Genomic DNA, 1,846 nt, shown 5'->3' with positions numbered 1-1,846 from the left:
GGCAGCAGAATCCGCCACGACACCCCGTCCACCACGAAGTGATGCAACACGATCAACAACCGGCCCGACACCCCCACCCCCGCGTCGAACCACACGAACCGCGCCATCACCCCACCGGCCGGATCCAGACCACCCAACGCACCATCCAGCTCACGCGCCGCCACATCCCGCCACGCCCCCGACTCCCACCGCCCGTCACACACCACCCGCCGCACCACACCAGCAACCTCCACACACCCCGGAGCACCCACCTCCAACTCCCAGCCCGAACCACCCTCACCCCGCACCAAAGAGGACCGCAGCACATCATGACGATCCACCACCGCCCCCAACGTCCCCAGCAACTCCGCCTCGGAGATACCCACCGGCAGGTCCACGGCGGTGGTCATGGCGAAGGCGTCGGTGTCGCCCTCGAGTTCGGTGAGCCAGGCACCGACGGGCAGCAGCGGCATACGCCCCACACCACCGCCCGGGAGCTCCTCCAGCACCACGGCCTCACCCGCCGACCGCGCCCGCACCGCCAGCTCCGCCACCGTCCGGCACTCGAACACATCCCGCGGCGACACCTCCACACCCCGCGCCCGAGCCCGCGTCACCACCTGGATCGACCGGATACTGTCCCCGCCCACCGCGAAGAAGTCGTCGTCCACACCCACCCGGTCCAGCCCCAGCACCTCGGCGAACACCGCCGCCAGCACCACCTCACCCGGCGACGACGGAGCCCGGTACACACCACCCGAGAACTCAGGCTCCGGCAACGCCCGCCGGTCCAGCTTCCCGTTCGGGTCCAACGGCAACCGGTCCAGGACCACGAAGGCGGACGGCACGAGGAACTCGGGAAGACGGTCGGCGACGAACCGGCGCAGTTCGGCGAGGTCGAGCTGTGCGTTCAGGTCGACGTCCGTGCTGCCGGGCGTGGGCGTCGCACCGACCGGCACGACGTAGCCGACGAGGCGCGGATCGCCGAGTCCGGGCGCGGTGCGTGCCAGCAGCACGGCTTGCGCCACGCTCACGTGTTCGGCCATGACGGCCTCGACCTCGCCCGGTTCGACCCGGAAGCCGCGGATCTTCATCTGCGAGTCGCTGCGGCCGATGTACTCCAGTGCTCCGTCGGCGTTCCAGCGGACGAGGTCGCCGGTGCGGTACATGCGGCTGCCCGGCTCACCGAACGGGTCGGCGACGAAGCGCTCCGCGGTCAGCCCGGGCCGCTCGTGGTAGCCGCGGCCGATGGCGCCGCCTACGTACAGCTCACCGGCCACGCCGGCCGGCACGGGAGCGAGGCCGGGACCGAGGACGTACGTGCGCATGTTGCCGAGAGGTCCGCCGATGGGGACGTTGCCGGTGCCGGCCCAGTCCTGGGGAACGGAGTAGGTCGTGGCGTAGAAGTCCTCGGTCTGTCCGTAGGCCTGCTTGAAGCGGGCGCCGGGGATCGCGCTCCGGAGCCTGTCCAGGAGCGCGGCGGGGAAGGCGTCACCACCGAGGACGACGGTGTCGACCTGCATCTTCCCGGCGACCTGCTCCAGGACGCGCTCGAAGACGGAGGGGACGGCCTGGAGCACCGAGCCGGTCCAGCCGCCCCGTTCGGCGAGTTCGAGCACGTCGCGCACGATCTCTACGGCGGCGCCCGAGATCAGGGCGCTGAACACCTCGAAGACGGACACGTCGAAGTTGACGGAGGTGGCGCCCAGCATCAGCGCTCCCGGCCGCAGGTCGACCACCTCGGCCAGCCGTGACACGCCGTTGACGAGGTTGGCGTGGGTGATGGCGACGCCCTTGGGGTTGCCGGTGGAGCCGGACGTGTACATCACGTACGCCACGTTCTCCGGCCGCAGCGGAGCCGACCGCT

General features: G+C 70.9%; 1 protein-coding gene. It reads right to left on the bottom strand.

The window, feature by feature from the left end:
- The coding region (locus tag ACIBCJ_RS35565) for an AMP-binding protein (protein WP_365981564.1) at positions 1-1,805 on the bottom strand (1,805 nt) is incomplete at its 3' end.
- Positions 1,806-1,846 lie beyond the last annotated feature (41 nt).

Origin of the sequence: Streptomyces sp. NPDC051136 (assembly GCF_044455745.1) — a bacterium.
Taxonomy (GTDB): Bacteria; Actinomycetota; Actinomycetes; order Streptomycetales; family Streptomycetaceae; genus Streptomyces.
Note: the sequence above shows the minus strand (reverse complement) of the source record. Positions and strands in the feature narration are given on the sequence as shown.